We start from the raw sequence: 25,599 nt of genomic DNA, 5'->3' as shown, positions 1-25,599 counted from the left end.
TACGCAATCGATGCTAGCTGCGATACGGCTGACTCACTCGCGCCACAGGGGATCTAACGTAACCACTGTTCGCAAGCCGGCGCCGGGGGCGAGCTCCGGTGAGCGGTGCACGGCGCCGAAGCCGTCATTGCCCTGCCAGTGGGCACCCTTGAGCAGTACCAGCTCCCCCGGGAGGGCCTGAATGACGGCGTCTTCTTTCGTCCGGCTAGCATGAAGGTCTTGACGTTCTACAGTCTGGTCATCCAGCCATTCTGTGCCGGGTCCCTGGTAGGTACAGACGAGTCGGATACCGACCCGGTCGAGGTGCCAGCCAGGGCACATGGCGTATCCCACGCGCGCGAGACGCAGACCGGCTTCAGAAGAGCCCAGAAGTTCACAGACAACCTCGCTCAGCAATGCCAAATCATCCATGAGCGACGTCCTTCCATATCCGGCTGGCAGAGACTCGAGCCTCGGTCGAGCGGATGGCGACAAGGTTTCGATGACCTGTAATTCCCCAGCTTGATGAAGTCCTGACAGGTAGGTCCCGATGGCGGGATCGATCTCCCGTTGCCAGCTACAGACCTGGAGACTGGGATCGAAGATCTCGGCCAGATCGGCGAGTTCGGGGACACGCCGCCAGGTCGGCGCCTCAGGGGTTAGGTCGGACAGGAGCTTAGCTTCGGCCATGGCTCAGCAATCCAGACAAAACAGCACGCGGGTCTGGCCTGAACCCTTGATCGGCGGTGAACGGTGCACCAGACCGTGGCTGGCGTTGTCGGGGAAAGCGTCGCCCTTCAGAATCCCCACCCAAAACGGCTCGAACTGAGAAGGGATACCGAAGCGAATGATATCCTCATTAGGCGCTCCCGTAGCTTGCGCCAATCGATCAACTTGATCGTTGGTCAACCATTCTGTTCCAGGTCCTCGATAGGTACAGAGCAACCGCAAGTTTGTGCGATCAACATGGAATCGACGACATTCATCATCATCAGTAGTCACCAGGCGTAATGTCACATCTCGATCATCGCTGAGGCTGAAATAGAGATCCGCCAGCCGGCGTAAGTCCTTGCGCCAGTTAGTGAAAACCAATGGATCAAGGCCCTGCTGCCGCAACAGCGCGCTGACGTCATCGTCGAACGAATCCAGCGACGCCGGACAACGTACGTCCGGCAGGTGTGATGCTTGGAGGATTGATAGCTCTCGAGTTATCGCCGTTTGGGGTAGGCGTTGCCACAGGCTGAGGTTCACGCCGGGGTCGAGGATTTGGTGCAGTACATCGGGGCTATCACCGATTATATGGGATGTCGCACCGGGTGTAGAAGTCGCGGATTCTTGGGGAGTCAGGATCTGGTACATATTACAGATGCTCGTTCGCTCCTAATAAACATGAATGTTATATTATAACATAACATTAAGAACACAAGCCTCCATCATGCACCAAGCATTTTCTGAGGTGAAATCTCACCCCAAGTGCTGGAGTACATCACTGATGTTGAGTAGAAAACTACTTAGCGCCGCAATTGTGGCAAAACTGGCTATCCCAGCGACGGCCACCTCCGCCGACAGCGTGGAAATGACCAAAGTTAGTCGCGTGTTCGAGCAGATGAAGGCCGAAAACGAGCGGAAGATTGAGACCCTCGAAAAAAGGCTTAAGGCCGCAGGTCACCGAGATATCCCGGTGCAATGATTCCGTCATTACTTATTTCTTCGGATTCTCCTCCGTCTCGACCGGGCCGTGGTCGTCGCAGTGGTCACCGTGGGGGTGATGGAGCCGACCATTGACGATGTAGTCGGTGTGGTCGCTGTGTGGAACAGCCTCATGTCCACAGCCAGGTCCGTGGACGTGAGTGTCTTCATGTTTGACAGGCTGGCATTGGTCTGGATTTTTTTCATTGACTTCAAGGCGATGTTCATCATAGTGGTCGCCATGTTTGTGGTGCATGTGACCATCATGCAGGTAGTCGGTGTGGTCGCCATGTTTAATCTTGGTGTGACCGCAGTGTTCACCGTGCTCATGATCGTGGTTTTCATGTGTTTCACATTTTTCGATAGTCATGATCCGCTCCTTCTGCTTTTCACTATTCAATATGAATATAGCTCTCTTAAGCAATTTTTACGGAATTTCCCATGTAACTCATGCCACCAATTACAGTGACTGGCACAAAGAAGAGGCCACCTGTCACGCAGTGTAGTCGCGCAATCTACCCGACCTTACTTGCCGATAGATACAGGGCGTCAGTTTTGCTAGTCACTCCAAAGTTGGCCCCTTGGCAGTGAACTTCCGCTTGAAGGTGATAGTAGCCTGTCAGCAAGGGTGTCTCGAACTTCGACTTCTTGGCCGATTTCTATCGGTACAACAGGCTTTGATGTAGGTCTGTTTTGGAGAAGTAGGTCTTCCTCTCTCTCCATTGCCAGATGACTTATGATTAAATTTTAAAAATGGTGTTAGATCTAGTCCGGATTTCTACACCTGAATGTTGAGATTTTGGCAAGTGTCCGGCAATCACTTCTTGCCAATTAACTGCTTTTTATTTCCGGGAATGTGTTGAACGGCCTGTGGCACGAAATGCGATATATCCATCGGTGGTGAGAGAAAGTGCCCTTGTACATAGTCGATCCCCGACTCATACAAGAACCTTAAAATTGCCGCGTCCTCCACATATTCAGCAATGGTTTTTTTACCCAGGGAGTGCGCAATATCGTTGATGGAGTGGACAATCGCACGATCGCTGGGATCGGTCGCCACGCCCCTGACAAACAGGCCGTCTATCTTGATAAAGTCCACCGGTAGATTTTTCAAATGCGAAAACGACGAGAATCCACTGCCGAAGTCGTCCAATGCAAAGCGACAACCAAGGGCACTCAAGCGTGTAATCAGTTCATTGGCTGACACCAGATTGGATACAGCCGAGGTCTCGGTGATTTCAAATATCACTTTACCAGAGTCGACCGAAGAATTGACGACGAGTGTTTCGATTTCCTCGATCAATTGCTTATTGGTGATTGTTTGACCCGACAGATTGATGGTAAACATTCCCGTATAGCCTGTCTGCTGCAGCAATGCCAGTTTCTTTACAGCTGCGTTGACAACCCAATAGTCTATTTTGTCCATCATATTAAAGCGTTCCGCCGTGGGCAGGAATGCACCGGGAAAGACAATTCCCCACATGGGGTCATCAAGTCGCAACAACAGCTCACTGATCTGTTGTTCCTGAGGCACAATCGATAGAAGCCGTTGGTAAATTGGCCCCTCGGTCTCCAGCATCAATTCCGGAGAAATAAACTCGACCGGGATAATCGGCTGATAGTGAAGCACAAGATGGTCCTGCACCAAGGCATTGTGCAGACGCGATGACCAGCCAAGATCCAGATCCATCGCTTTTTTGCTATCACTTTCAGGGATAAAAAGATGCGTACGGTTACGACCTTCACCTTTTGCTATATGGCAGGCAATATCCGCGTTGGCGAGTATTTCACTGGCTGATTCGGAATCCTTGTCAATCAGAGCAATACCGATTGACCCGTTCACCTTATACTGTTTCCCGTTATAGATGAACATATGGCTATCAAGCATCTCACGATAGTCATCGGCCACCTGGTGGATACTTTCCTTGCATACATTACGTAATATGACGGCAAATTCATCACCGCCCAGCCGGGCTAGCAAATCGGTGCTTCTAAGGCGCTGCTTTAACTGTTGTGCGATTTCCACCAGCAATCGATCACCCGCCACATGGCCCGCGGTATCATTGATATATTTAAATCGGTCGAGATCTATATATAGCAGAGCGCTGGTCTCTTTACTGCGCTTGAGCCGACCAGCCTCTTGGGTTAACTGTTCCTCGAAATAGCGCCGATTGTATAGTTTGGTCAGCGCATCGTGACTCGCTTGCCAACGCAGTTCTTCTTCAAGCAGCTTTCGTTCAGAGATATCCCGAAACGCAACTACTGAACCTTCGCGTTTACCCTTGATAGTCAGGGGATAAACCGTGCACTCCACCGGTATCGAATCACCTGACTTATGCCAAAACAGGGTTTCCCGCGCGTTGAGAGGTGTACCATCTGCATAAGTATGTTGTAAAAAACATTTCGTTTCATCGATCGGATTACCCTCTTCATCGGTGTAATGAAAAAGCTCAAGTGCCGACTTTCCGATCAATCGCTCATCAGGCGCATATCCCAGAATTCGCCTGCAAGCCGGATTGACGAACGAGATATAACCTTCGGAATTCACCCCGTAAACCCCCTCGCCAACCGATCTGAGGATACCACCAAGGCGTTCGCGCTCTTTTTCGATCGATTTATGGGCCCGAATATGCCTGCTCATGGCATCTATTCGGGTCAGAAACAGATCATCGCTTTCATTCTTGAACATGCATTCAACCGCACCCGCTTCGAGTGATTGTTTGATTGCCTTATCAAGATAGGTACCGGTTATGATCGCTGTGGTGATTCCGGTAGTCGTTGCGTTGTCACGCAGTCGCTGACAAAGTACATCACCTGTGGCGTCCGGCATAAAGTAGTCAATGATTGCGATATCGAACCGGGAATCCAGTGCCTTCTCGTAACCCTCCCCTACTGTGGCGGCTGTCTCGGCCTCATAGCCATTGGCCATCAGCAGCCGTTGATACTTCACGCGCACCGTGCGTGAGTCATCCACAAACAGTACTCGAATTGGTTGAACAATTGAATTCGCGGTTGCCTCTGTGCGTTTTCGCTGATTCGCATCGATAAGCAGTTTTGCGATGAGTTCCGTGCTCTTCTGATAATCCTCCCAGAGTAGAAAAGCAGAATTGTCTCTTCTCTCCACCCTCCTGATGAGATCGGCATCCGATTCATGGGCAAGTGTAACCAGTGGCAGGGATGTATAGGTGTTTTTCTCCAGCAACGTATACAGTTCGTCTGCTCCGTGAACGGCATCACCGGGCCATCCCAAAACTACCGCTTCGAAGGTTCCTCCATCATAAGAACCCGGTACAAAGCGCCTAAGCGCAGAATTGAAGTCGAGATCGGCCTCAACCTCATAACCCGCTTTGATCAGGAGATTTTTTTCAATGTGCCGAATCGTGGCAGAAAGTTCGACCAGCAATACTCTTGGCAAAACTATTTTTCCTTAAATAACAGTTAGATACAAACAATCCCAAAACCCATATCAATTGTACTGATATCGGAAAATGCCACTATTTCTTTAGCGCAGCCTCACCCTATACCCATTTGTACTGAGAAACAGGATCATTTCTCGAAGGTAGATCCTCAATGCACAGGGTAAACAGCGTGGTGACAATAGCGTTGATAGGAAGAAAATTCTCATCGATGCGTCTTAATCAGAGACCTGATCATTGCGATTGCTCAACATAGTCAAGATCGATTTCCGGCATCACAGGTAATCAATCTACTATCTGGGTAACAAAGCTGTTTGAGCAAGGCATGCTCGCGATCTTTCTACTATTCAACCTTGGCAAATATCCCGATTTGTAGGTTAAAGTAGAGCTATTTTCAGCAGCAACCATTTGGCGTCGTGTTACAGAAATGAGCAATCAATCCAATACTCCTCCTTACCAAGACGGTTTTCTCATTACTCTGATAATTCTCGCGATCGTTGGACTGATCTGGCTTTTTCTGCCATTTCTGGCTGCGTTATTCTTTTCCCTCATCGTAGCCACCGCCACCTATCAGTTGTTTCTGAAACTTCAACATCGATGGAAACTCAGCGATACGGTAGCTTCCACTGTAATGAGCATTCTGATTTTTTTCACCGTAATTGCGCCCATCACTTACCTGCTGGTTGAAATTTCTTTGCGCACCGGCGAGCTATACGGATCGGTTCAGGGCTGGGTGGATGCACAGGATTCGGAGAGTCTGAAAAAGATCTATACCGAAACAGCCAAGAAACTTCCGTTCGATTTAGGTGATCAGAGTGCACTCATTGCACAACTGGATGCAAATCTCACTAAGCTGATAACGGTTGCGAAAAACACGGTAGTGTTTCTGCTGCGGAGCATATTCAGCAATACAGCCGGCTTTCTCACCTTCGTGTTTCTATCGGTTTTCGCTCTGTTTTTCTTCTACCGGGACGGCGATGATATCGCACGTCAAATCAAAGTGCTTTCACCACTACCGAATCGCTACGATGAGTTGTTGATGGTACGTTTCAGCAGCCTGGCAACCGTGTTGACCATCAGTGTTGTGATCGTGGCACTGTTACAGGGTGTGAGTTTCGGCATTCTGATGAGTTTCCTTGGATTGCCTGCACTGTTTCTCGGCATTGGCATTGCGGTTACTTCCTTTATCCCGGTGGTGGGATCCGCATTGATCTGGATACCGGTGGCTGTCTACCTCTATCTTCAGGGAGAGGTCTGGCAGGCGATCCTGGTAGTCGTTTGGGGCATGGTGATAATGGGGTTTGTAATCGACAATGTCCTGCGTCCGGTGATGATTCAGAAGATCTCCAAAGGCCTGCCTGATGGCGGTAATCTCGGTGCGCTGGATCACACATTACTGACAGTTTTGTCGACACTGGCCGGTCTGATCCAGTTCGGCATCATAGGCATGTTGTTCGGCCCTGTCATCGCCGCCATGGCCATCGCTATTTTCGATGTCTACGAACAGATCCATGGCGACACGCTCGATCGGGAGAATTGTTGAATCATCATTACGAAAGAATATAAGTCGTGCTGAATTCGAGAAGCCTGTTCCTCATCAGACATAGAGTTTCAGCTTAACCTGCCGCTATAGATATGAAGATCCCGCGTGACCCAGAGGTAATATTATGGACGTTTCCGGAGCCGGCTCCCCATCTGCCAGCATGCTAGCGAACATCGCGATCAAAACAGAAACCAGTGTGGCTGTGCAAAAGAAAGAGATGGAGATGGAAAAACAGACCGCAGCGCAGCTCATCGCATCTATAGAGCAGAGTGCGCCGAAAGCAAACGCCAGCGGTTCCATTGGCGGCAATATCGATATTATGGTCTGAATCGGTTTTACGAAGATCATCAACCATATACTTGCCTCGGCAGCCATAAAACGACTTCAGGAAAGACGATACAGATAGCCAGCCCGACAGCCTGCAGGAATAAAAATGGAAGCGATGAGCGATAGATCTGCCCCATGGTCACCTCGGGCGGGGCCACGCTCTTGAGATAGAAGAGGGCGTAACCGAAAGGCGGACTGATAAACGACATCTGCATATTGACCATATAGACCACACCGAACCATAGGGGCAGCTCCTCGGGACTGACGCCCGGCAGACCGAAGACCCCATCGAAACTCATGGTCTTCATCAAGGGGATGAAGATTGGCACCGCCAGTAGCAGAATCCCAACCCAATCCAGAAACATGCCCAAGATCACCAATATCACCATCATCAGAATCAGCACACCATAAGGACCCAAGCCGGTGCCGGCGATGGACTCATTGACGAATTCCTGCCCGCCATTCACCACATAGAAGCCGACAAACAGCGTAGCCCCGAATATGATCCAGAGCACCATACCAGTAACCCTCAGGGTTGTGATGGCGGCGGAGCGAATATTGTCGATGGTGAGACGTCGATGCATGGCGGCCACTACCAGAGCACCGAAGGTGCCGACTCCCGCTGCCTCAACCGGTGTAGCTATCCCGGCAAAGATGATTCCCAGGACCAAGGCCACCAGAGCCAAGGGAGCGAACATATTGGCCAGCAGGCGAATCTTTTCCCGGGTACTCACCCTCTCCTCTTTTGGTAACGGTGGTCCCCAGGTTGGCTTTATTGTGGTGGCTGTCGCCACATAGAGGATGTAGAGGCCGGAGAGGATCAATCCAGGTATAACCGCGCCGATGAAGAGCTCACCCACCGACTGCTGTGCGATCACGGCAAACAGGATGGCCAGGATCGACGGCGGGATTAAAATCCCCAGGGTGCCTCCAGCCAGAATGGAACCGCAGGCGATGGTCGGATGGTAGTGGCGGCGAATCATGGCCGGCAGGGCGATCATGCCCATGGTGACTTCAGTGGCGCCGATGACACCGCACATAGCGGCCAACAGGGTGGAGGCGATAATGGTGGAAATGGCCAAGCCTCCGCGCAACCCGCCGAGGATCTTGTAGACCATGTCATAGAGCTCTTCGATGATCCCTGCCCGTTCCAGCATCGAGGCCATGAATATAAACAGCGGGATCGCCGACAACTGATAGTTTGTCATCAGGGGGAAGATGCGTGACGGCAATATATTCAGCATGGCGGCATCGCCGAACAGAAACAGAAAGACACAGGCCAGACCACCGGTGACGAAGGCCAGGGGCAATCCGGCCATCAACAGAACCAGCAGCGAGCCGAACATAAGGACGGTCAACCAGACGATATCGATTTCCAGTCCCATAGCTAACCTTCAGGTCTCACACCAGCATCCAGTTTCGCTGCGTCGGGCTTGATTACCACCGAAATATCTTTCAGCAACTGGGCGACGCCCTGTATCAACAACAGCAGCGCCCCCAGAGAGAGCGCCAGTTTGATTGGCCAGTATTGGATACCCCATTCGGAGATGGAAACCTCGTTCACTTCATAGGAGTCGTAAAAGAAGGTCCATCCAGTCACCAACAGGGTGAACATAAAGATAAAGAAGAAGATAGAGGTGAAGAGATCCACCATCGCCTTGCCGCGGTTGGATAATTTGTTGTAAATCACATCCACTCTCACATGTGCCCCTTCACGCAGCACAAAACCACCGGCGATGAGATACTGCATACCGAACATGAGAAACATACTCTCATGGGCCCAATTGGTGGGTGAATTGAAGACATAGCGTGCAATCACCTCGTAGTAGTAGACGAATACCGCTATCACCGACCAGTAAGCGACAAATTCACCGGCCAGGCCGTTAATGTGCGAAATCACACGGTTAACAAGAAAGGGTTCAAGACTATCCTGGTGCTCCGCCTCGACGCTGGGACAATGGAAGCCGTCATCCGGCCGCCGCTTTTCGACTCGGTTACGCATTTGAATCAGTTTTGGCATCCAAAGCAGATCTGCAAGCAGCAGAAGGAGCATGCCGGCTCCCAGGGCCTGCGCAAAATTGTTCCAGTGTTCACTCCCCTGTTGCGCCACTTCAAGTGACGCCGTGGCGTTGGTCAGCCTCTTCCTGGCATCGCTGAGACGTTGTTCCGCATTACGACGTCCCTTGTTGACCGCTTTTTCTGCACGCTGCACTTTAAACTCGGCCAGCTTGACCCCGTTCTGCGCAGCCGAGAGATCGTCACGCATACTCCGTACTTCTACATTCACCACCAACAATGAAGTAAAGATCGCTATGAATGCCAGAGCCCAATAGCTCTTCAGGTAGAGCCTGTGTACACCGAAAAAGCCGCCGACAACAAGCAGAAAGTAGCCGAGAGAGAGGGAAAGGGGCTCGCCCGGTTCCTCGGGTGAGGCTCTGCGGAACAACATCATGGCAAACAGGGGAAACAGGATCAGACCACTCCAGTAGAGCCAGTGCGGCAGGACAAAACTGATCTCAGGCATGGGATCGGGTCTCCCGGCGGCACCCTAACCCGGGTGCAGCTGTTATTCTTCGATGGATTATCGGGCAGTCCGGGGCCTGCCCCTGAGCAGACCCCATCAGCTTATTACTGGATCAGGCTTTCAGACTGTGCCCTTTGATCATCTCCTTATCCACGTATCCCAGGGAACCTGACATCATGTACTCCAATTGAATCTTGAAGGCCTTGGCTGCGAAGGCATCTTTGTTCGCCCATTTGTACCAAAGGGGTACTGAGAGCAAAGTGAAGGCTTCCACATCTTCCTCGGAGAGACGGGTGACCTCAGTACCGGCTTCCTCGAATTTCTTCCACGCCTTCTGATCGGCCGCCTGAATCGCCGCATGATGCAGATCGGAGTAGGTGTGCACCTCCATCTCCACAAACTGCTTCATGTTCGCTGACAGCTTATCCCAAGACTTTTTGGAGACGGTGAGATCCATCAGATCCACCGGTTGGTAGATGGACATGAATCCCGGCGGTCCCATGGAAATGTACTTGGTCACCTGATGGAAACCCAGTGCATGGTTGATTGCCGGCCCGACATAGTCCGCCACATCGATTGTTCCCTTCTCCAATGCGGGAAAGATCTCGGATCCCGGCAGCAGTGTTGTCTTCGCACCGGCCGCCTGGAATACCTCCGCCACCATACCGCCGGGCAGGCGCATCTTACGGCCGCGGAAATCGTCTATCGATCGGATCGGCACTTTGGAGTGGATGATGTTGGGACCGTGATGAATCGGTCCGACGAAATGGAGTCCCACCTTGCCGAAGGCTTCCCGGGCCAGCTCCAGACCACCAAGACCATAGTAGAAGGTATCCCATTCGTGCGGATTGCGCAGACCCAAGGGATAGGAAGAGAGAAAAACCGCCAAGGGCATGCGCCCGGCCCAATAGAGCGTGAAGGGATTCATGGCATCAAGAACCCCGTTCTTCACCGCATCGAACAGCTGGAACTCTCCCACGACATCCTTCGCACCGAAAGGCTTGAATGCCAGCTCGCCTCCGGTTTTCTCCACGATTCCGTTACACCAATCCTTGAACACTTCGAGGCCGATACCACCGGGCCAGGAGGTCTGGATCTTCCAGGTGGTGGTCTCGGCCGCGACTGCGTTGCCGATGAAAGGTGCGCCGCTGATAGTCAGTGCACCGGCGGCAGCCGAGCGCTTGAGAAATTGACGACGCTGCATGTCAGCGGTATTTTCAGATGCTCTAAACTCCCGACCTTGTCTCTTTTGAGTCATGTAACCCTCCTCGATTGTTATTCGCTGCAACTTCCGATTGGCCTATGGCCGCTCGAATCTAAATGCATTGGTTATCTGTATCCTTATCATCAACTCCAGACTAGCAGCCACAACTGCTGCCGACCAGTTGGCTGCGATCCCGATACCCTTGCCTATCCGGAATTGCCGAAAATCATGAGTCCGGCCCGGATAGATATCTTACAAGTTAAGTTATTCAGTCAGCTTTGAATTTTCGTGTTACGATACCAACATGAAGATCGATCCGGATTCGGATCGGATCTGAAATTTCCTACCCGGAAAGTTTGTATGGATAACCCCAAGCCCAGATCCTTGGCAGCTGAACACTGCGCTATCGAGTTTTTTGCAAACAGCCTATAGAGTCAGAATACGATACGCACAAGATCCTTTAGTTTTATGATCTTGCTCACCATGGCATGCTGTTTGCTTCAAGCTGCAGGAGGCTTTCTATGCCGAGACCCTATGGTTTGCTATTCGAGGAAGCAGTAACTGATCAACTCGATCTTGAAACCATGAACCTGACATACCCGATCCGCTAAAAACTGCTTTCTTCAACTTCCAGAATCGCCAAGCTCACATTGGCAGTGAGTAGGAAAAAGAGTAAACAATGAAACTGTATTTTCATCATACTCTCCAAAATTGTGCGGTTGCTTGCATCTCAATAAACAGAAAGATTCAATACAGCCAGTTGGTTGATTGCCGCTTACAGGAGAGGGATTAAGCAACGGGTATGGCAAACATACAGTATAGTTTGCTTCAGTCATATGTTTAGGCCTGTCTGTCAATCCATTGGATCAACTGCTGTGACAGATAGAATGACAGGAAACATAAACAACGTATCGTCGTACCCTTGAAAGCCCCAAACTTACCTCGAAATACCCAGTTTACAATTCATCACAGGTAAAGTAAGGGATATTTCAGAAGCGGTTGATCGAGGTATGTACGCCATTATCAATAAAGTAGGCAATATTGTGGTTTTTTTATATAATGTGGATTGAGTTATAATGCCCCGCAATTGAAACTTTTCGTTCTCTAATTTTTTATAAGACATTCTGTTACTGTAGTTAGAAAACTGATAGTCAATAAATCTAATGGAGTTCCATGATCATGGACAAGAACTTGTTGTTGGTATCTATCGCGTTTTTCACTGCATGCCTGTTCACGGGCCCTACTCGGGCCGCCCTTTTCGATAGAGGTGGCGGGCTCATCTATGACACTGTTTTGGATGTCACCTGGCTGCAGGACGCTTCCTATGCCGAGACTTTAGGGCTCGGTGTTCAGGGAAGCGGTAAAATGAATTGGGTGGATGCAGATAACTGGGTAAGCAATCTGCAGTTTTATGACAACGTTCGTGATGTCACCTGGAATGACTGGCGAATGCCTGCCACGTTCATCGACAAATTTGATTCGGTAGGGTTCGACGAGACGGGCCAGAGCAGTGAAATGGCCTATATGTACTACGTCAACCTAGGATTCGAAGCAAATCCATCACTGGATGTCAACGATCCCATTCCGATGTCCGGCAATTACAATCCATTTGATAATCTACAGTACCGCAGTTACTGGTCTGACACACTGACGGACCTCACTACAAGTGCAAGGGCGTGGAATCTGCATTTCCATTTCGGCTACCAAAATTTCACTGGAATTCTGAGTGACGAGCTAAACATCTGGGCTGTCAGGGATGGTAACGTTTCCCCCGTCCCGCTACCGCCAGCCATACTATTGATGCTATCGGGTTTAGCCATTTTAAGCATGCTGAGGCGGGATAAAAAAGCCCAACACTGATATAACAGCTTAACGCAACTCATGGGACAGTTGGTCCATCACTACTTATGCTTTCAGCTATCGACCCGTGTGCTGGCACCGTAAGCGCTCCGGAACATACCAATCAGGCATACGGCAACAGATCAAACATTTACCTTGATATCAAAGGCGTCTAGCTCGTCAATACCCGATTCGAAATCAAGCCGAAATATTAACTTTCGTCTTCGATCTCGACCAGCGTTTCATCCGGGCTCACCGCATCGCCGTTCTGCACATAGATCTTCTTGACCAACCCCGCGATAGGGGACTGCACCTCGGTTTCCATCTTCATCGCCTCGGTGACCAGAATCGGTTGACCCATCTCGACCTTGTCGCCCTCGCTGACCAGGACTTCGACGATGTTGCCCGGCATGCTGGTGGTCACATGCCCTTCCGCTGAAGGTTGTGGACGCTTGCCGGCGATCGAATCCTTGACCGCGCCTTCCGCACCGCCGTCGAGTACAACCTCGCTCAACGTTTCGATTAAAACCTCTTCCGGCACACCATCGACCGTGAAGTAGAAGTGGCGCTGGGCCTCGCCCCGGTGTCCGGCGCCGGTAACCTTTATATTGTAGGATTCTCCGTGGAGGTTGATATTGAACTCGGTTGGTGCCGCAATTCCCGCCGTTGAGTTGTCTGCTGAACTCGGAATCGGTTCCAACGGTTCGGGACGGAGCGTACCGGCCTCCCGTTCCTCGAGAAACTTGCGCCCCACTTCCGGAAACATGGCAAAAGAGAGGACATCCTCCTCGCATTGGGCGAGGGGAATAATCTCGCGGTGCAGTCGATCCAGCTCGGGCTGAAGCAGATCGGCAGGCCGGCATTCGACCAACTCCTCGCTACCCACGGCTTGTTGCTGAAGGGTGGGATTGACCACTGCCGGCGCCAGTCCATACCCACCCTGCAAGTAGAGTTTCACTTCGTTGGTAATGGTTTGATAGCGCTTGCCGGTCAGCACATTCAATACGGCCTGAGTCCCGACAATCTGAGACGTTGGCGTGACCAGCGGCGGATATCCGAGGTCCTCGCGCACTGCGGGAATTTCTACCAAAACCTCACTCATGCGATCCAGGGCGTTCTGCTCCCGAAGCTGATTGGCCAGGTTGGAGATCATACCGCCGGGAACCTGATTGACTTGGACCCGGGTATCCACACCGGTGTAGTCGCTTTCGAACTGGTGGTACTTCTTGCGCACCCCGTAGAAGTAGAGCCCGATCTCCTGAATCGCTTCCAGATCCAGCGCCGTATCGTATTCAGTACCACGCAGTGCAGCCACCAGACTTTCGGTGGGCGGATGGGAGGTGCCTCCCGCAAAAGACGAGATAGCCGTGTCTATGTGACGGCAGCCGTTTTCAATCGCCTTGAGCTGACACATTTCGGATTGACCGGCAGTTGCATGGCAATGCAGATGCAGGGGTAAATCCACCGCATCGGTCAATGCCTTCACCAGCTCTGCGGTGGCGTATGGGGTCAACAATCCAGCCATATCCTTGATGCAAATCGAGTCGCAGCCCATCGCCTCCAGTTCCCGTCCCATGGTGACGAAGCCGGCAACGTCATGCACCGGGCTGACGGTGTAAGAGATCGTACCTTGGGCATGTTTGTCGGCCTCCTTGGTGGCCTCGATGGCGGTACGAAGATTTCGCAGATCGTTAAGTGCATCGAAGATACGGAAAACATCCATGCCATTCTCTGCCGACTTGCGCACGAAGGCACGCACCACATCATCGGAGTAGTGCCGGTATCCCAATAGATTCTGGCCGCGCAGAAGCATCTGCAGCCGTGTGTTCGGCAGCGCTTGACGCAGCTTGCGCAAGCGCTCCCAGGGGTCCTCTTTCAAAAATCTCAGGCAAGCGTCAAAAGTTGCGCCGCCCCAGCACTCCAGCGACCAGTAGCCGACCCCATCGAGCTTCTCGCAAATCGGCAGCATGTCCTCCGTGCGCATGCGCGTGGCGATCAATGACTGATGGGCGTCACGCAGGATGACATCGGTGACTTGTACCTTGTTGGACATTCGCAAACTCCTGATCAAAGCCCCGTATGGGCCGCTGTCGCCGCCGCCAAGACCAGGGCCAGGTCTTCGGGGCTGAGTTTCTGGGAGAATTGGGTCAGTTCCGGATGGGCCTCGACAAAACCGGTATTGAACTCACCCGAACGGAACTGCGGATGGTGCAGGATTTCAAGATAATAGGGTATGGTGGTTTTGATGCCTTGCAAACCCATATCGCGCAAGGCACGCTCACCCCGATTGATGGCATCCTCCCACTCCTGCGCCCAGACAATCACTTTGGCCAGCATCGAATCGTAATAGGGGGGAACCGTGTAACCGGTGTAGATGGCGGCATCCGTCCGCACCCCCGGTCCACCTGGCGCATAGTAGCGTGATATGCGTCCAAAGCTGGGCAGAAAACCGTTTTTGGGATCCTCGGCATTGACACGGAACTGGATTGCAAAACCCTGGTGCACGATCTCATGCTGCTCGAAGCGTAGGGCCAAACCCGCTGCCACCCGGATCTGTTCTTCCACGATATCCACCCCGGTGATGGTTTCAGTGATCGTATGCTCCACCTGTACCCGGGTGTTCATCTCCATGAAATAGAAGCGCCCATCGGCATCGAGCAGAAACTCGACTGTACCGGCGTTGGTATAGCCCACCGCCTTGGCGGCCAAAACCGCAAGCCCGCCGAGATATTGCCGCTGGGCCTCATCCAGTTGCGGCGAGGGCGCGATCTCGATCAATTTCTGATTGCGCCGCTGAATCGAGCAGTCGCGCTCATAGAGATGAATGGCGTTGCCATAATGATCCGCCAGCACCTGAACCTCGATATGGCGAGGGTCAACGATGCACTTTTCCAGGAAGATATCGGCACGGCCGAATGCCTTGGTGGCTTCCGAGATAACCCGCTGATAATTGCGCTGCAACTCTTCCGCCGTATCGCAACGACGAATGCCTCGACCCCCACCGCCTGAAGTTGCTTTCAGCATCACCGGATAACCCAACTCTTCCGCGAGTTCCAACGCCTCCTCAATATTTTCCAGGTTACCGTCAGAACCCGGCGTGACCGGCAGGCCCGCAGCCTTCATCGCATCGCGCGCCTCGGTCTTGTCACCCATGCGTTTGATCACATCGGCGCTGGGACCGATAAAGGTGATGCCACGTCGCGCACAGGCCGCCGCCAGTTCTGGGTTTTCCGACAGAAATCCGTAGCCCGGATGGATCGCATCGCAACCGGTCGATGCCGCCAGGTTGACAATGCGGTGCACATTCAGATAACCCGCCAAAGGATCACTACCGAGACTGAAGGCTTCGTCGGCCTTTTTCACGTGCAGGGAGAACCGGTCCGCCTCGGAATAGATCGCGACAGAACGAATACCCATATCCGCACACGCACGAATAATACGAACGGCAATTTCGCCCCTGTTTGCGATGAGTATTTTACGAATCATAAATTATAAAAACACCCTTTCTTGATATACCTCAGCTCGCGGACATCAGATCTTATATTTCACTGCCGGACTCTAATTTCAGCAGACATCGACGCCCGCTAATCCACTCATGCCGGTCATGGTTGTTGGCTGAAATATAATATTATGGCGAATTATTGAATCCACTATTTTGAGAGAAATCAATTTTTGTCGCTACCCACAGCTTGCCTCCTATTCACAGGAATGTTCCGCAGCAAATGAGGGCAACCTATTATAGTTAGGGTTCATTGAATGAAAGTATGCCGTTAGGCACTTCTCCTGATGCCTTTATCCCTGTCAGCCAGGGTACCCCTATCTTCCACGCCCTGGTAATCGATACTGATACGGTCACCCGCAACAGGACGAAAATGGTTATCGGCAAAGGCAACGTGATCCGGGTGTTCACGATAACTGTCGATCACTGCCGGGTGACAGAAACGAACCAGCCAGGTAAAACGATAGCGCGCTGCATCCTGCACCGCATTGCCGGTGAATACTGCCCTGACACCTGGAATTCGGGAAAGCACCCGCTGCCCTTCAGCCATCATGTCACGCACCTGCTTTTCACTCGCATCGGCGTTGTAGATAATCAGGTGTTCAACCGGTACCCAGAGATCGCAGGCCTTTAGAACTTCGTCGGCGCGACCGGCCGCTCCCCACAGACGCATGCACCGCTCGACCTCTTGTGAGATGACATCCGCCGTACCGTTCACCAGTGCGGTATAGCCCCGCTCTCCACGCTTCGCATTCTGTTGTATACGATGGCCTGAGGCATCCGCCAGCGCGGTATAGTAGTTTATCTTGCTGATGCCGTTGGCAATAAGCCTGCTGTACTGTTCATCAGCGAGGCCGGTGCCGCCGTGGAGCACCAGTGGAATGCGTAAAGCCTCGTTGATCTCCTGAAGTCGCGCATAGTTGAGATCGGGTTCCCCTTTCATCCTTCCATGCACAGTACCGATGGATATGGCGAGAAAGTCAACGCCGGTACGCTGTACATACGCTTTCGCTTCAGGGACAGTGGTATAGACCAGTTCACCGGGATGGCGCTCGGCATCCTCTCCCTCGATACCGGGCACGTAGCCAAGCTCACCTTCGACCGGCACACCGCAACCCCGCGCCATCCCCACGACACCCAGGGTCAACGCTACATTCTCTTCAAATGGACAGTGCGAGGCGTCGACCATGACCCCGTTACAACCGAGCCTGATGGATCGGACAGCCGACTCGATGCTCATACCGTGATCGAGGTGGATCGCCACCGGAACTGTCGCCCGTTGCGCTGCGTGTTCCACCGCACTCATGAGCAGCTCGAAGTCGAAATGCGCAAAGTGGGATTCTGCCAGTGAGAGTATCACCGGTGAGCGGCAGCGTTCGGCAGCCGACATGATACCGGTGAGAAAATCGAGACTGACTACATCAAAGGCGCCGACCGCATAGCCATTGCAGTAGGCATGATCGAGCATCCCCTTCATATCAACGATCGGCATAACAATCTCCTGAACAATAAAGCGCCACAGCGCAACGGCAAAGGCCGTCTGCGGTAAGTGGCACTCCGGGTGAATCCTGATGCCACTTTACGTGCATGTTCAGATTAATATAATTTAAACATCTAAAATGTATCGTTTTATTTTAATATAACCCTATGTACAGACGACTGACACTCCACCAGCTCGCCATCTTCACTGTACTGGCACGCCATCAAAACATGACCCGGGCCGCTGCTGAGTTACACATGACAACACCGGCCCTTTCGATACAGATCAAACAGATGTCTGAGGCGATGGGCGTACCGCTGCATGAGCAGGTGGGAAAACAGCTCTACCTAACGGATGCGGGTCTCAGGGTTGAACAGGCGGCCAGGGATGTGCTGGCGAGACTGGAGGGGCTCTCGACAGAACTGGCGGAGCTGCAGGGGCTGGAGCGGGGTACACTGAAGCTCTCGATCATCACCACCGCAAAATATTTCGTACCGCGTCTGTTGGGGGAATTCTGCCAGCAACATCCCGGGATCGAGGTGGCGCTGGAGGTCATAAACCGGGACCAGTGCCTGACTCGCCTGAGCCAGAATATGGACGATCTCTACATCATGGGTCGGGTACCCGCCAGCCTGGATGTCGAGGCAGTGCCGTTTATGCAAAACCCCCTGGTGGTAATTGCGCCTACAGGACATCCCCTTGAAGGCACAAAGCGCTTATCCGCAAAGCGGTTGTCCGATGAACAGTTCATCATGCGCGAGCAGGGCTCGGGCACGCGCCTCGCCGCCGAGCGCTTTTTCGAGGAGCGAAAGATGGAACTGAAGACACGCATGACCCTCGGCAGCAACGAGGCGGTCAAGCAGGCCGTCGCAGGCGGCCTGGGAATAGCCATCGTCTCCCAACACACGCTCAGTCTGGATGCGGCATCCGGGGCCTATACTGTGCTGGAGGTAAAAGGATTCCCACTGCTGCGGCAATGGTACGCGGTCTATCTCAAGCGGAAGCGACTTTCAGCCGTCACCGAGGCCTTCCTGCAGCACCTGATCAATGAAGGTGAAAGTCAGACTAAAAGAGAAACTAATACCGGATGACTTCAGCGAACCCACTCGTTGTTTCAGAATGATTCCAGTATGCAAAAATATCAGGTTTGCATCCCAGGACCTGGTTACGCTGATCCCATCGGTGATGCCGTTACAGTCAGTCAAAAGCATGTTTACTCCTAATCCACAGATGTAGAACGGTTAATTTTTTACCATGCCTTAGCAGTTCTATCTGAGATAGCCCGAAACTGGCTGACCGATGATAAATCAACATGATGCGGTAGAATACAAGAATGAAGAAGAACTGATCTTGCTATAATCACGGTTATTGACTGAATATGGATACATTACTTTCCAAACATTGGCATCATTTATCAGCAGATGAAGTCGAGGGGCTCCTGGAGTCCAACGCGACAAAAGGGCTCGATATCTTTGAGCTGGAGCATCGTCACGCCCATTTCGGCCCAAACCGTCTAACGCCGCAAAAGGGCAAAGGTCCGCTGGAGCTTTTCTTTCTGCAATTTCATCAGCCGCTGATCTATATCCTGCTCGCCGCGGCACTGATTACTTTTCTCCTGCAAGAGTGGGTCGACAGCGGCGTCATTTTCGGGGTAGTGCTGGTCAATGCCATCGTTGGATTCATCCAGGAATCCAAGGCGCTGAAGGCCATCGAGGCCCTGGCACAATCCATGGAAGGTTCAGCCACGGTAGTCAGGGCGGGCAAGAAAACCGTTATTCCCTCTTCTGATGTGGTCCCCGGCGACCTGGTGCTGATGCAATCCGGAGACAAGGTGCCTGCCGACCTGCGTCTGGTGCATTCTCGGGAATTGCAAATCGATGAATCCACTCTGACTGGAGAATCTGTGCCGGTACAAAAGCGGACTGAAGAGTTGGTCCAGGAAACCGTGCTGGCCGATCGTCACAATATGGCCTATTCATCAACCCTGGTGACCCACGGCACAGGTGCCGGGCTGGTGGTTGCCACCGGCGATTCGACCGAGATCGGCCATATCAATGCACTTATTTCCAGTGCCGAGATACTTGCCACACCGCTGACGCGTAAAATCACCCAATTCAGTGGTGTTCTGTTATGGATCATTCTGGTCCTGGCCGGACTGACCATTCTGGCCGGGTGGATGCATGGCGGCTCATTGCTGGAAACCTTCATGGCCGCAGTAGCGCTGGCCGTGGGCGCAATACCGGAAGGACTGCCCGCCGCCATGACTATTATGCTGGCCATCGGCGTCGGCAAGATGGCCAGGCGCAATGCCATCATCCGTCGCATGCCGGCGGTGGAAACACTGGGCAGCACCACGGTCATCTGTTCCGATAAAACAGGCACACTGACACAGAACCAGATGACCGTTAAGGAGGTTTGCGCCGGTGGCGGATGCTATGAGTTTGCCGGCACCGGCTACGCGCCGGAAGGGGACATTTCCCTCAGCGATTCCGTCATCGACGTCGAAGCGCATGGCGTGTTGACCGAATGCCTTCGCGCCGGTCTGATGTGCAATGATTCCCGTCTCATCCATAACGAGAATACATGGGGAATCGAGGGAGACCCGACCGAGGCCGCCCTGGTTTCCGCAGCTCTGAAAGCGGGCCTTACGTTGGAATCCTCCGAGCAGGAATATCCCCGTGTCGATACCCTGCCCTTCGAGTCCGAACATCACTATATGGCAACCCTGCACCAGACAGCCGCCGAAGCCAATGGCATTATCTACATGAAAGGATCCGTGGAGAGCATCGTCTCGCGTTGTCAGGACGCATTGAATTCCAATGGAGATCGCACGCCGCTCGATACGAACCTGATCGATCAACAAGTAGAGGAAATGGCGATACGCGGTCTTCGCGTGCTGGCTTTCGCCAGAAAGATTCCAAACGCACCTACCTCATCAGTCGATCACGCTGACGTGAGCGAGGGACTGACTTTCTTGGGCCTGCAGGCAATGATGGACCCCCCCAGACAGGAAGCAATAAGCTCTGTAAATACCTGTCAGCAGGCAGGGGTGCGGGTGAAGATGATCACCGGTGATCATGTGGTAACTGCTGCATCCATCGCTCATCAGATCGGTCTGGATGGCACCACGAAGGACAATTTGGATGATTTTGCGATCAGCGGCCACGCGCTGACCCAACTAACCGATCAGAACCTGGTGGATGCCGCTGGAAAGATCGCGGTATTCGCCCGTGTTACGCCCGAACAGAAACTACGTCTGGTCGAGGCGCTCCAGGCCCAAGGGCATGTCGTGGCAATGACAGGCGATGGTGTCAACGATGCGCCTGCGCTCAAACAGGCCGATATTGGTGTCGCCATGGGCATGGGAGGAACAGAAGTGGCCAAGGAAGCGGCTGACATGGTACTGACCGACGATAACTTCTCGACCATCGAAGCGGCTGTCGAGGAAGGACGCGCAGTATTCGATAACCTGGTCAAATTCATCACCTGGACACTGCCGACAAACGTGGGGGAAGGTCTGGTGATTCTGCTGGCGGTCTTTCTCGGCGTCGCTTTACCCATCACCCCGGTACAGATTCTATGGATAAACATGACGACTGCCGTACTGTTGGGTTTGATGCTTGCCTTCGAAGATAAGGAGCCGGGTATCATGACCCGGCCACCCCGCCGCCCCGAAACACCTGTGATTACCCAAGAGCTGGCCATACGGATCGGGGTGGTGAGTTTGATGCTGGTCACCGGTGCTTTCGGTCTCTTCGAATGGGTGCTGAGTCAGGGCCAAAGCCTTGAAATCGCAAGAACCGTGGCCATGAACATGTTCGTATTCGGCGAGCTTTTCTACCTGTTCAACTGCCGCTCGCTGCATTACAGCATGTTTCAGCTAGGTTTATTCTCTAACCGATGGCTGATCCTGGGCGTGACAGTGATGACTGGGTTGCAGATACTCATGACCTACGTCCCAACAATGAACCTGCTTTTCGGGACCGCACCGATCGGTCTAATAGAATGGGGTCTGATCCTGGGTGGCGGCCTCGCGATCTATACCGTGGTGGGCACTGAAAAATGGTTGCGGCGCCGTGCACATAACACGTAACAACACCCTAATATTGGAACGGGGAAAGTTGTTTGGGTCAGTCAAATAGAAGCGCCAGTTGAAAGCGCTTTCCTAAACCGTACCGATGTGAATATGAAGCGACATGAAAGCAAACCCTTTTACCTTATCCGAGCACACCATGTTTTCTAAACATGGCAAGGAGCCGCTCCAAATGATGATCTAAATGGGCTATCAACTCATCGGCGGACAACCTTGAATCGACCAACCCCGCCAAATCACCACCGGGCTTGAAATCTTCCAAAAGTTTATGGAGCAGTTTTTCTTTATCCGTGGCCCCATCTATATATCTAATAACACGTGCGGCGAACTGATCCAGATGTATTCCCGCATGATGAATAGTTGGAATATGACCATCCCCACGCAATATACCCAGGCGAGCTACTGCATCCATCTGCCAATCGGGCAGGCCGACTGTGTCACCGACCATATCTATTGGTCTTGCATGGAGGATGCCCTTCGCATAAAGCATCAGCATTTCATTGAGCATTTCATTTTCCTGCGTTGCAAAATGATCGCCACCGTCGCCACGCACCCATTCTGCCGCTCGACTCACTAATTCAGCAAAAGAGACAGGTGTTGGAAAACAGTCTGTCAACAGGGCTATTCCCGCCTTGGTCAAGGGATGGGCAATTTCGTACTTCTGACCTTCCGAATGCCTGAAAGGCGCCGGCTTGTTTCGGCGCAGGTCCAGTTTTTTAGGTGGGCGTAAATCAGCTATCCATGCGAAGTTACGCAGCTGCTGTATATCCGGCGAGCGAGAAGGCTGCCTGGCTTTATGACACAGCAGGCTTTGATGAAAACTGCGGTTCAATAAAAAATCTGCCTGTTGCAACCGTTCAATCGGATCGTCAATCATGTTGAGAAATCGTTCAGCCTCTTCTCCCAGGTAACCGGGAAATTGCATCTCAAGCACAATATCACCGACATAGTCCAGACCATGTTTATTGGCCTCACTGATGAAATCGGTAAGCAACACAGGTTCATTATAGGTTTCCAGATACTCATGATAGAGATAGCTGGGATGTGCGTGGCGTATGCGCTCTATTTCATCTTTCAAATAGTACAAGAGCGCTTGCTCCGATCCCCCCAATCCTGCTTCGAGAAGATCCAGGTAATTTTGAGCGGCATCCAGCCTGGCACGCGGCGATTGGATATTCCGCACCTGATACAGCAGCATATCGCGCAGCATCCCTCGCATACGCCATCCCGGATAACTGTTATAACTGATATAAGCCACGCCCTGTGGGCTGAGTAACCGCGAAGAGAGTTCGATTATCCGTGCACGAACCTCGGGAGGTGCCCAGGAATAGACACCATGGGTGATGATGTAGTCGAAGCTGAGTCCCTCATCCTGCAGATCGAGTATATCCGCCTGCCTTATATCGCAGTTTGACAAACCAAGCTCAGCAATCCGGGATGCCCCTTCCTGTGCCTGTTCAGGAGATAGCTCAATACCCAGAAAATAGCTATCCGGCAAACGCGCTGCCATGGGTATCAGGTTACCCCCGCAGGCACAGCCAAGCTCCAGGACATTGCACTTTGACGGTGGAACGGAATCAATCCCATACAAACGCGCCAGACATGCCAAATGCCCTGGATGTGTTTCGGGTAAAGGAGTTGATTCGTAGGGTATTGCGTCGTAGCTATCAGCAATACTCATGGTTATCTCCTGGGATAAATACTTGGTTTGAAGCGATCATCACCGGTTAAACCAAGACTCTTATCATGAAATTCATTTTTGACCGAAATGTCCCGCCAACGCTTGAATTATTGATGCCCAACCCAAAAAGCTTGTCGATCCCGACAATAGCACCAATACGACTTTCAAAGCGACATGCAATCACCCCACACCAGGACTTAACGTGGTGATATCATTGGGCTTATCCAATTAGCCAAATTTTAACTGACTGAAATAACGAATAAACGCATGGTTAATCCGCCAACACACAGGGCCAGAAAAAGATTCGGCCAGAACTTCCTCCACGACCCCGGCATCATCCAGCGCATCGTTCAGGCCATCGATCCGCAACCGGACGACAACCTGATCGAGATCGGGCCCGGACAAGGCGCCATCACCACGGAGCTGCTGCCTCTGATCGGCCGTATGCACGCCGTCGAACTGGACCGCGATCTGGTGACACCGCTGGCAGAGCATTGCGCCTCATTGGGGGAGTTGCAGATTCACAATACGGACGCCCTGAAGTTCGACTTCGCTCAGCTTGCGGAAGCTGAGCGACCGCTCAGGGTGGTGGGAAACCTGCCCTACAACATATCCACACCGCTGCTGTTTCACCTCCTGGACCAGGCCGACCAGATCCGCGACATGCACTTTATGCTACAGAAAGAGGTGGTGGATCGCATGGCGGCGAAGCCAGGGAGTAAGACCTATGGCCGCTTGACGGTGATGCTGCAGGCCAGGGCCGAGGTCACATCGCTGTTCAACATCGGACCCGGCGCCTTCAATCCGCCACCCAAGGTGGAATCCGCCTTTGTACGTCTGCTGCCGTTGAAACCGCCCCCTTACCAAATTGATGACTGGGATCACTTCAGCAGGCTGGTCAACCAGGCCTTCTCCCAACGACGCAAAACCCTGCGCAACAGCCTGGGCAAGCTGTTGACGGCGGAGGCCATCACGGCAGCCGGTATCGATCCCGGCAACCGTGCGGAGCAGCTCAGCGTGGCGGAATTCGTCAATCTGGCGAACCAGGCTTCCATATAACCGCTGAACGATAACACCCTGGTCAGTCTGTCTGCGTATCGAGAGCCCTGGGTAGAACAACCGTCTCTCCAAACTCAACTGAGTCAAATCCATTTTCCGATATGCCCTTGGTACAAGACCGGAAAATTGAATACAGTGAATGTCACCGACCCGTTGGCCCGGCAAGGCCATTGGTAATATTCACCACAATAATGTGACATTCTGTGTCAGGCTAACGAATACACAATACCCTGCAAACCAGTCAATAGCGTTTGTCTATACTCTGGTCATACTGCTCAGAATAAACAAATCAAGACAGGGAAGTACTATGAAAATCACTACGCTGATTATAGAGACGCTCGGCAACCATATTGAGGAAACCTACCTTAGCCTCTACGGTCCACAGGAACCGTTGTATCCCAAGGCCCTCAACTCCGCCGCACGCATGGTGCTGGAACTCATAGCAAACAGCGACGCCCTGTATCACGATGTCCACCATACCGTGCAGGTCACACTGGTAGGCGAGGCGATTCTGCGGGGTCGTCACATGATCAAACGTATCAACCCTGACGACTGGCTGCATTTTATGGTGGCCTGTCTGCTGCACGACATCGGGTACATCCGCGGGGTATGCCCCGGTGACTCCGATACCGCGTTTGTCATCGATGCAGAAGGAAACCGCATTACGCCACCGCGCGGCGCCTCCGATGCCTTTCTCACACCCTATCATGTCGACCGCGGCATCCTCTTCGCCAAGAACCGCGGAAAAGATGTACCCTATGTCGACACCGAACGCCTGGCACGTGCCATTGAATTGACGAGATTTCCTGTTCCGGACTCGGCAGATCATCAGGAAACAGATACAGAAGCCGGTCTGGTTCGTGCAGCCGATCTCATTGGCCAACTTGGTGATCCCGACCACATGCGCAGGTTGTCAGGGCTGTACTACGAGTTCGTTGAAACCGGGACTGCCGAAAAACTTGGCTATAACAACGCCGCCGATCTTGCGGAGGATTATCCGGTCTTTTTCTGGAACAAGGCGCAGCCCTACCTGAAAGATGCCTTGCGCTACCTTCAGCTGACCCAGGAAGGCAAGCAGTGGATTGCGAATCTGCATTCACACGTGTTTGCCGTGGAACACAACCAGTTCTACTTGGGACCGTTCAGCGGTAAAAAGACTACTGATTAGCATTATCTCATCCAACCGCAGATGCTGCCTGTTGCTTGCGGCTTCACCGCCAAATGGCTCTATTACAACGACCGTTCGACATCGACTGAGAGTGACAA

19 protein-coding genes are annotated in these 25,599 nt (G+C 52.5%); 8 read left to right on the top strand and 11 right to left on the bottom strand.

Going from position 1 to position 25,599, the window contains the following annotated elements; translation table 11 throughout:
• Positions 1-33: 33 nt before the first annotated feature.
• Entirely contained in the window at positions 34-669 is a 636-nt protein-coding gene (locus tag CODIS_RS11065; protein WP_069124876.1) for a DUF1826 domain-containing protein, read from the bottom strand.
• A 3-nt stretch (positions 670-672) separates the two neighbouring features.
• The gene (locus tag CODIS_RS11060) at positions 673-1,338 is read right to left on the bottom strand and encodes a DUF1826 domain-containing protein (protein ID WP_069124875.1); all 666 of its coding nucleotides are present in this window, start codon (positions 1,336-1,338) and stop codon (positions 673-675) included.
• Positions 1,339-1,471: 133 nt separating this feature from the next.
• Between CODIS_RS11060 and CODIS_RS11055 the strand changes: the two genes are divergently transcribed.
• A complete protein-coding gene (locus tag CODIS_RS11055; RefSeq protein ID WP_069124874.1) occupies positions 1,472-1,669 on the top strand; it encodes a hypothetical protein in 198 nt (65 codons plus the stop codon).
• A gap of 12 nt (positions 1,670-1,681) precedes the next feature.
• On the opposite strand, the gene CODIS_RS20475 is transcribed toward CODIS_RS11055, so the two are convergent.
• On the bottom strand, positions 1,682-2,038 hold the full coding sequence (locus CODIS_RS20475) for a hypothetical protein (protein WP_083220700.1): 357 nt from the start codon (positions 2,036-2,038) through the stop codon (positions 1,682-1,684).
• A gap of 447 nt (positions 2,039-2,485) precedes the next feature.
• Complete coding sequence (locus CODIS_RS11045) at positions 2,486-5,083, bottom strand: EAL domain-containing protein (RefSeq protein ID WP_083220694.1); 2,598 nt, start codon at positions 5,081-5,083, stop codon at positions 2,486-2,488.
• A gap of 428 nt (positions 5,084-5,511) precedes the next feature.
• Between CODIS_RS11045 and CODIS_RS11040 the strand changes: the two genes are divergently transcribed.
• On the top strand, positions 5,512-6,627 hold the full coding sequence (locus tag CODIS_RS11040) for an AI-2E family transporter (protein ID WP_069124871.1): 1,116 nt from the start codon (positions 5,512-5,514) through the stop codon (positions 6,625-6,627).
• A gap of 124 nt (positions 6,628-6,751) precedes the next feature.
• Positions 6,752-6,955: a putative motility protein gene (locus tag CODIS_RS11035; protein WP_069124870.1), complete on the top strand. Its 204-nt coding sequence runs from the start codon at positions 6,752-6,754 to the stop codon at positions 6,953-6,955.
• 19 nt (positions 6,956-6,974) lie between these two features.
• On the opposite strand, the gene CODIS_RS11030 is transcribed toward CODIS_RS11035, so the two are convergent.
• From CODIS_RS11030 to dctP, 3 genes are all read right to left on the bottom strand, one after another.
• On the bottom strand, positions 6,975-8,339 hold the full coding sequence (locus tag CODIS_RS11030) for a TRAP transporter large permease (protein WP_069124869.1): 1,365 nt from the start codon (positions 8,337-8,339) through the stop codon (positions 6,975-6,977).
• A 2-nt stretch (positions 8,340-8,341) separates the two neighbouring features.
• Complete coding sequence (locus tag CODIS_RS11025; protein ID WP_069124868.1) at positions 8,342-9,478, bottom strand: TRAP transporter small permease subunit; 1,137 nt, start codon at positions 9,476-9,478, stop codon at positions 8,342-8,344.
• A 112-nt stretch (positions 9,479-9,590) separates the two neighbouring features.
• Positions 9,591-10,736, bottom strand: a complete 1,146-nt coding sequence (dctP, locus tag CODIS_RS11020; RefSeq protein WP_069124867.1) for a TRAP transporter substrate-binding protein DctP — start codon at positions 10,734-10,736, stop codon at positions 9,591-9,593.
• Between the two features lie 1,125 nt (positions 10,737-11,861).
• Here dctP and CODIS_RS11015 point away from each other — a divergent pair.
• Entirely contained in the window at positions 11,862-12,542 is a 681-nt protein-coding gene (locus CODIS_RS11015) for a VPLPA-CTERM sorting domain-containing protein (RefSeq protein ID WP_162420194.1), read from the top strand.
• Positions 12,543-12,732: 190 nt separating this feature from the next.
• Here CODIS_RS11015 and oadA read toward each other — a convergent pair whose 3' ends face one another.
• The 3 genes from oadA to CODIS_RS11000 form a co-directional block, all read right to left on the bottom strand.
• A complete protein-coding gene (gene oadA, locus CODIS_RS11010; RefSeq protein WP_069124865.1) occupies positions 12,733-14,574 on the bottom strand; it encodes a sodium-extruding oxaloacetate decarboxylase subunit alpha in 1,842 nt (613 codons plus the stop codon).
• 14 nt (positions 14,575-14,588) lie between these two features.
• A complete protein-coding gene (locus CODIS_RS11005) occupies positions 14,589-16,007 on the bottom strand; it encodes an acetyl-CoA carboxylase biotin carboxylase subunit (protein WP_069124864.1) in 1,419 nt (472 codons plus the stop codon).
• Between the two features lie 284 nt (positions 16,008-16,291).
• Positions 16,292-17,512 carry a class II fructose-bisphosphate aldolase gene (locus CODIS_RS11000; protein ID WP_069124863.1) on the bottom strand — a complete coding sequence of 407 codons (1,221 nt, stop codon included), beginning with the start codon at positions 17,510-17,512 and terminating at the stop codon, positions 16,292-16,294.
• A 155-nt stretch (positions 17,513-17,667) separates the two neighbouring features.
• Between CODIS_RS11000 and CODIS_RS10995 the strand changes: the two genes are divergently transcribed.
• Positions 17,668-18,591 (top strand): LysR family transcriptional regulator, encoded by a 924-nt coding sequence (locus tag CODIS_RS10995; RefSeq protein ID WP_069124862.1) that lies wholly within the window; start codon positions 17,668-17,670, stop codon positions 18,589-18,591.
• A gap of 287 nt (positions 18,592-18,878) precedes the next feature.
• Entirely contained in the window at positions 18,879-21,593 is a 2,715-nt protein-coding gene (locus CODIS_RS10990; RefSeq protein ID WP_069124861.1) for a cation-transporting P-type ATPase, read from the top strand.
• A gap of 124 nt (positions 21,594-21,717) precedes the next feature.
• On the opposite strand, the gene CODIS_RS10985 is transcribed toward CODIS_RS10990, so the two are convergent.
• The gene (locus tag CODIS_RS10985) at positions 21,718-23,274 is read right to left on the bottom strand and encodes a methyltransferase regulatory domain-containing protein (protein WP_069124860.1); all 1,557 of its coding nucleotides are present in this window, start codon (positions 23,272-23,274) and stop codon (positions 21,718-21,720) included.
• Between the two features lie 267 nt (positions 23,275-23,541).
• Between CODIS_RS10985 and rsmA the strand changes: the two genes are divergently transcribed.
• Positions 23,542-24,333, top strand: coding sequence for a 16S rRNA (adenine(1518)-N(6)/adenine(1519)-N(6))-dimethyltransferase RsmA (rsmA, locus tag CODIS_RS10980; RefSeq protein ID WP_069124859.1), 792 nt, complete (start codon positions 23,542-23,544; stop codon positions 24,331-24,333).
• Between the two features lie 307 nt (positions 24,334-24,640).
• The gene (locus CODIS_RS10975) at positions 24,641-25,501 is read left to right on the top strand and encodes an HD domain-containing protein (RefSeq protein ID WP_069124858.1); all 861 of its coding nucleotides are present in this window, start codon (positions 24,641-24,643) and stop codon (positions 25,499-25,501) included.
• Positions 25,502-25,599 lie beyond the last annotated feature (98 nt).

The organism is Candidatus Thiodiazotropha endolucinida (genome assembly GCF_001715975.1).
GTDB classification, from domain to species: Bacteria; Pseudomonadota; Gammaproteobacteria; order Chromatiales; family Chromatiaceae; genus Thiodiazotropha; species Thiodiazotropha endolucinida.
Note: the sequence above shows the minus strand (reverse complement) of the source record. Positions and strands in the feature narration are given on the sequence as shown.